The sequence below is a fragment of the Lishizhenia sp. genome (assembly GCF_057456495.1).
The window spans coordinates 1-6,593 of record NZ_JBVCPV010000170.1 but is presented as its reverse complement, the minus strand read 5'-3'; the positions used below and the strand labels follow the sequence as shown (position 1 = coordinate 6,593).

General features: G+C 37.1%; 6 protein-coding genes and 1 pseudogene. 2 read left to right on the top strand and 5 right to left on the bottom strand.

What is annotated here, in order from left to right:
• Positions 1 to 144 precede the first annotated feature (144 nt).
• Positions 145 to 1,323: an acetyl-CoA C-acyltransferase gene (locus AC22ZQ_RS11500; RefSeq protein WP_318958917.1), complete on the bottom strand. Its 1,179-nt coding sequence runs from the start codon at positions 1,321 to 1,323 to the stop codon at positions 145 to 147.
• Positions 1,324 to 1,499: 176 nt separating this feature from the next.
• Between AC22ZQ_RS11500 and AC22ZQ_RS11495 the strand changes: the two genes are divergently transcribed.
• A complete protein-coding gene (locus AC22ZQ_RS11495) occupies positions 1,500 to 2,453 on the top strand; it encodes a DUF3078 domain-containing protein (RefSeq protein ID WP_318958916.1) in 954 nt (317 codons plus the stop codon).
• A 119-nt stretch (positions 2,454 to 2,572) separates the two neighbouring features.
• On the opposite strand, the gene AC22ZQ_RS11490 is transcribed toward AC22ZQ_RS11495, so the two are convergent.
• From AC22ZQ_RS11490 to AC22ZQ_RS11475, 4 genes are all read right to left on the bottom strand, one after another.
• On the bottom strand, positions 2,573 to 3,373 hold the full coding sequence (locus AC22ZQ_RS11490; protein ID WP_318958915.1) for an XRE family transcriptional regulator: 801 nt from the start codon (positions 3,371 to 3,373) through the stop codon (positions 2,573 to 2,575).
• A gap of 83 nt (positions 3,374 to 3,456) precedes the next feature.
• Entirely contained in the window at positions 3,457 to 4,341 is an 885-nt protein-coding gene (locus AC22ZQ_RS11485) for a YihY/virulence factor BrkB family protein (protein WP_318958914.1), read from the bottom strand.
• On the bottom strand, positions 4,334 to 5,260 hold the full coding sequence (locus AC22ZQ_RS11480; protein ID WP_318958913.1) for an ABC transporter ATP-binding protein: 927 nt from the start codon (positions 5,258 to 5,260) through the stop codon (positions 4,334 to 4,336). The genes AC22ZQ_RS11485 and AC22ZQ_RS11480 overlap by 8 nt, the downstream gene beginning before the upstream one ends.
• Complete coding sequence (locus AC22ZQ_RS11475; protein WP_318958912.1) at positions 5,253 to 5,687, bottom strand: hypothetical protein; 435 nt, start codon at positions 5,685 to 5,687, stop codon at positions 5,253 to 5,255. The genes AC22ZQ_RS11480 and AC22ZQ_RS11475 overlap by 8 nt, the downstream gene beginning before the upstream one ends.
• 223 nt (positions 5,688 to 5,910) lie before the next feature.
• On the opposite strand from AC22ZQ_RS11475, the pseudogene AC22ZQ_RS11470 reads away from it, so the two are divergent.
• Positions 5,911 to 6,593, top strand: a pseudogene (locus AC22ZQ_RS11470) (class I SAM-dependent methyltransferase); the annotation flags it as partial.

The window sequence follows — 6,593 nt, the reverse complement described above, 5'->3', positions numbered from 1 at the left end:
TTGTAGGTGAAAAACGAAGCCTTGGAGGGGATGACGCGGTATTTTTATGGCCGTAGTATACGGAGGCCAAAAAAATAAATGCCCAAAAAAAAGGGAAAGAACCTAAAGCTCCTTCCCCTTTAATATATTTTATTGAATTACTTCTTAAGCGATATTTTCAATCACCATTGCAGAAGCACCACCACCACCGTTACAGATACCAGCAGCTCCAATTTTACCATTGTTTTGTTTCAATACATTGATCAAAGTAACCAAGATACGAGATCCTGAAGAACCAAGTGGGTGACCTAAAGCAACCGCACCACCGTTCACGTCAACCTTGTTTGCATCAATTCCTAAGATTTTAGTGTTTGCTAAACCTACTACAGAGAAAGCTTCGTTTAATTCCCAGAAATCAACATCATCGTTAGATAAACCTGCTTTTCCTAATGCGATAGGCAATGCTTTTGCTGGAGCAGTTGTAAACCATTCTGGCTCTTGTGCTGCATCTGCGTAAGCAACGATTTTTGCGATCGGCTTCAATCCGTGCTTTTCAACCGCCTCTTTAGAAGCTAAGATTAAACAAGAAGCTCCGTCATTTAATGTAGAAGCGTTAGCTGCAGTTACTGTTCCGTCTTTTTGGAAAGCTGGACGCAAGCTAGCGATTTTATCCATTTTTACGTTCTTGTATTCCTCATCTTCAGCAACGATGATAGCGTCACCTCTTCTTTGTGGAACTTCTACAGGAACGATTTCGTCAGCAAATTTACCTTCTGACCATGCTTTAGCCGCTTTTTCGTAAGAAGCAACTGCGAAAGCATCTTGCTCTTCTCTTGAGAAGTTGTGCTCAGCTGCACATTTCTCTGCACAGTTCCCCATGTGAGTATTGTTGTAAACGTCTGTTAAACCGTCTTTAACCATTCCGTCTACCATTTTGATATCTCCTAATTTTGTAGCAGATCTACCTTGAACGTAGTGAGGAACTGAACTCATGTTCTCCATACCACCAGCAACAACGATGTGGTTGTCACCCGCAATAATACTTTGCGCTGCAAGGCTAACCGATTTCATTCCAGAAGAACATACTTTGTTCACTGTAGTACAAGGAACGTTTTCACCTAAACCAGCTCCCATTGCCGCTTGACGTGCAGGTGCCTGACCTAAGTTTGCTTGTAATACGTTACCCATAAATACTTCATCAATCAATTCTTTGGCTACACCACCTTTGTCTAAAGCACCTTTAATAGCTGTTGCTCCTAATTGTGTTGCTGGAACACTAGATAAAGCTCCAAGGAAGCTTCCCATTGGCGTTCTTACCGCCGAAACAATATATACTTCTTTCATGTTTTTTAATTTCGATTTTTGCGAAAATAATAAAACTAAATGGTACCCCTAAGTAAAATACGCGTAAGTTATCGACAAAGAGGCACTTTATGCACTACCCTCTATTAATAAATACTATGCATAGCATGTCAAATGTTGAAGAAAAATTGGCATTTTTGAAAGATAAAACGAAGATTATGAATAAACTTTTTACACTTACAGCAGTGTTTGCATTTGCGCTAGGCGCATTTGGTGCAGAAAATGACACTGTTCAAAAACCGTTGAATCCAGATTGGAAATTAAAATCTTTATTTGGGCTGAACTTGACACAATCATCTTTTACAAATTGGGCTGCTGGCGGTAGAAATAACTTATCGGGGTTAGGATTCGCCAATCTCCAAGCCAATTATAAAAAAGATAAGATCAAATGGGATAATCGTTTAAATTTTGCCTTAGGTGGAATTCAATATTTGGATGATGTAGAGGGAGATATGCTGCAAAAAACAGATGACGTTATCGACTTCCAGACCAACTTTGGCTATGGTTTAAAAGACCCATGGTACATTACGATTTTGGGAGGCTTTAAAACACAAACCTTAAACGGTTTTACTGCTGCAACAGACTCTTTATACTCTTCTACATTCATGGCTCCAGGATACGTGAACCTATCACTGGGGATTGAATATGCTCCCAATGATAAATTCAATGTATTTGTTTCGCCAGTATCTTCTAAAATGACCTTTGTACGCGACCAAAGATTGGCCAATGCAGGTGCATTTGGTGTAGAACCGGGCTTATTTGATATCAATGGTTTATTGATTACACCAGGAGAACAGTTTAGATTTGAACTGGGATCTTATGCAAGAATTCTTTACAACAAAGAATTGATGGAAAATATACAGTTGAAGTCAAGACTTGAACTATTCTCTAACTACATGAATAACCCGCAAAACATTGATGTAAATGCAGAGGCAATTATAACCTTTAAGGTGAATTCTTGGTTCTCAGCCTCAGTTCAGGCGAACTTAATATATGATGATGACATTACGATTAGAGATAAAAATGGAAACTCTGGACCTAGAACTCAATTTAAACAAGTGATAGGAGTTGGATTAGCATACACCATGGCTAATTACAGAGAGAAAAAATAAAATATTCAACGCATGAAAAAGCCCCGAGAAAACTCGGGGCTTTTTTATATTCAAATGTTTGGCTCTCAACTTACTTTGCCATTACTCAGAAGGGCGCCAATTGAGCAGCTTAATTTATGCTATCGCTTTAAAGTGTTTTTCAATTCATGTATTTCAGCCTGTAAGTGTTTCATCGTTGCCAACAGCTCCCCTTCTTCTAATTTTACATCTGGTAATTCTGGAGATATGTAGTTCACGAATTTCCACATTTCCACAATTTGATTCACGTGAACGTAATATGGGTCATAATTTAAATTGGTAGAACACAATTGGTAAGATTGTTTTTCTTCCAAATGATTGTTTACAATTTTAAACACAATTCCATCATCTTTGGTTACGACGATACATGGAGTTCCTGACTTTATAGTAGCCCAGTTTTGGATAAACTCGGCCACAACAAATGAACCTGGTCCAACAGGAGGCATGCTATCTCCCTGAATGGGGAAAGACCTATATTTCCTATTTTTAGATAAAAAAGGTAAAGAAAACGTAGGCAACACTTTTATGTAATCTGGGTCTGCATACCCCGTTGTATACCCAGCCCTAGCCTTTTCTGGAATCATTTCTATGATTTCTTCATTGTCTGCAGTCAACACTGTAGTTAATACTCTCAAATTTTTCCCTGAAACATCAGCGTACAAACCTTTTTCCACTGAGCTCAAAGCAGATTCATTCATTTTAGAAAAATCCTTTTTGATTAAATCGTCAAGTGGAATGTGAAAGTACTTGGAAATATTAATCAAAGTTTCAATACCGGGCTCTGCCACTCCGTTCTCATAGCCACTGTAGGTAGAGCGCGTCAAACCTAGCTTTTTAGAAATATCCTCTTGTGATTGTTTCTTAAGTTTACGTAGTATTTTAAGATTTTGACCTAAATGCATGATGAGTTTATTAGCGAATAATTGACTGAATTTCAATCAAAGATACAAATAAACTATTAAAATCCCATCAGAGAAACGCTTAATTATTTGGCAACAATTGGTTTACCTACCATTTTAGCATAAACAGCAGTGAATTTCGCACCTAAGAAAATAATTTGAGAAGAATAAAACATCCATGTTAGAATTACCATCAGCGTGCCAGCGAAACCTACGTTGGCAGCGAAAAAATAATTCACCAAATAGAATTTAATCAAAAGGTGACCTAAATAAAGTAGTATAGAGGTAAACAAACTCCCTCCCCAAGCTAACTTCCATTTTACAATACCATCGTGTAGATATTTGAAAATGAAAGCAAAGAGAATAACGTTTACCAAGATTAATGATCCATGTTCTACGATGAGATAAAATACAGATCGTATTCCACTACCCGATGCGATGAACTGATCGGTTAAAGAAAAAATAATGGTTTGGGTAAAATAAGTAACGATAAGACAAACCCCAAACAAAGACAATATTCCAAAACTAACAGCTCTAGAAATTAAGGTTTGGAGTACGAAATTCATGTTCTTTTTTGGTGTAATATCAAAGAAGTTATTAATCGAATTACGCAAGGCATTAAGCAATGCGGTCGATGAAAACAACAACACTACAATACCCACGACTTTTAACACAAAATTTCCTTGGGCAATGTTGAGCTCCTCAACAAAATTCATGATTCCACTTACATCTGAGATTCCTATGTTCTGTTGAAGAACATCTTTAATAATCTCCAAGATAACTTCCTCTCCTACTACACTTCCAAAAATGGTAATAGCCAAGTAAACAATAGGTACCAGCGCAAAAATAGCGTAGTAAGCTAATGCAGCACCATGCATAAAATTATCTGCATTAATAAACTCTTTGAGACTGGTTTTACTCAATTCGAAAATTTCTTTCCAACTGAGTTTCCTTACTTGATCTTTAGACATAACAGGTGTTTAGTTCTTTTAAATCTTTTTCAGAATACAGTACAATTTCATCCTCTCCACACTGAAAGTAATTTGCAAAATAAGCACCTCTGAAATCAGCGTATTGATAAGCTATTTCTATTTTATTTTTGAATTCTTCAGATTTTTCCAGACTGTAAGCTTTTGGCCTAAAGAAATAGTTTTTTCCTTTCACCTCAACAACATTACATTCTCCAAAAAAAGAAGCTTCAAAGTAATCTTTGGGTGAATTATAAACCGTAATGGGCTCTCCCCTTTTTTTCAATTTATGATCGTAGAAAAAGTAAAGGGTATCGGCCCAGCTCAATGCTTCTTCGCCTTCGTGAGTCACTAAAATAACACTCATTTTACGAATTTCACAGAGCTTTTTAATGTAGCGACCAACCTTACGACGCAAGTGAATGTCTAAGTGAGAAAAAGGTTCATCTAACAAAAGTAACTTCGGTTCTTTTGCCAAGGCTCTGGCCAATGATAAACGCTGACGTTCCCCTCCTGATAATGTGATAGCCTGTTGTTTGGCCACCAAGTTTAGGTCTAATAAATCCAACAACTCTTGTACAAATTCATCGCGTTGTTGCTTGGGAAGATTTAATATGATATTTCGGATGTTTTCTTCTGAAGTATGATAGTCATCTAAAGCAAAGTCCTGATTCACTAAAGCAATTTCATCATGCCCTGCAATTAATTGTTCAAAAAGACCGAGTACCTTTTCTCCGTTTATTTTAATCTTCCCCTCCTTAGGCTGCAATAAACCTCCTATACATTGTAAAAAAGTAGATTTTCCAGAACCTGAAGGTCCTACAACTGCAGCAACCTCACCTTCCTCAACCTTCATGTTAAGTCGAGTAAAAGTATCTGGATTGTCGGGGTAGCTAAATGAGAGATCGGTAATTTTAAGCATATTCTAAGATCAAATTTTTAGGGTAATCTTGCGAGGCAATATACACACCCGGTATAGGGTTTGCCAAAGGTTCGTAATCCTTTAAGTATACTTTCAAGATTTTAGCATCCTCTTCTTCATCTATCGTATAATGGTCAATTATAGAGCTTGAAACCGCAAAGTAAGTTCTGGTTTCATCTTCTCCCAAGGCTTCGAATAAAGTCATATTCGGCACTGCTTCATTAAAGGCTTCACCATTCGGTAATTCTCCTTGTAATGGATACTCCCCTTCGAATACATCAAGTTTTGCTATTGCATTTTTTAAACTTAATGCATCTTCCCACTCATACTTTCTATTGTTTTCAGATTCATCTCCATTGTGATGTGCCTCTGCATATTCTGGTGAAAAATCTATGTTTAACAAATAAAAATGTGCCTTTAATTTCATACGGATGCTTTCTATTTTATCTCTAAATTAATTATTTTCTCTTAGTGCTAGCAAAGTTAATTTCTTTCTTTCATTCTCTACCTCTAATTACAGGGAAGAAAAGAAATAACTGTACATATTTTTAATTCACGATGATTATTTCATAAGATTTAAGCGCAAAGCAGCGCCAGATGCAAGGCAATTTCTATTTTAGTCGGCTCATAACACATACACGCAAGAAAAGATGAAAAATATCGCCATACGCAAGTCGAAACTAGATGCCATTAAACGAAAGCATCCATGGATTTTTTCAGGAGCCATATTAACGGATACTTCTGAATACCAGGACGGAGAATTGGTAAGGTGTGTAGATCCCTACGAAAACTTTTTGGCCATTGGTCATTTTCAACCGGGTTCTATCGCTGTGCGTGTATTAAGTTTTGAAGACCTTGAAATCAATCAAGAGTTTTGGAACCAGCGTATTAAAAATGCCGTAGAACTGCGCCGTACGCAAGGTTTAATTTCAGAAGACAACCAAATTTGTAGATTGGTACACGGTGAAGGAGACAACCTTCCAGGACTAATTATCGACTACTACAACGGTGTGGCAATTTTCCAGGCACACGCAGTAGGGATGTATTTATCGGCAGAAAATATCGTAGAAGCTTTAAAAGTAGCTTTGGGAGATGATTTAAAAGCTGTTTATTCGAAATGTAAAGAAACGCTACCCAACCGAGTAGACGTGGAAAATGAATATTTGTTCGGAGATGTTGCCGTTCCACATATCGCTAAGGAGAACGGAATTCCCTTTTCTATCAATTGGATTTCTGGACAAAAAACAGGGTTCTTTATCGATCAACGTAACAATAGAAAGTTATTAGCGAACTATTGTAAAGGCAAAAAAGTACTCAATACCTTCTGTTATTC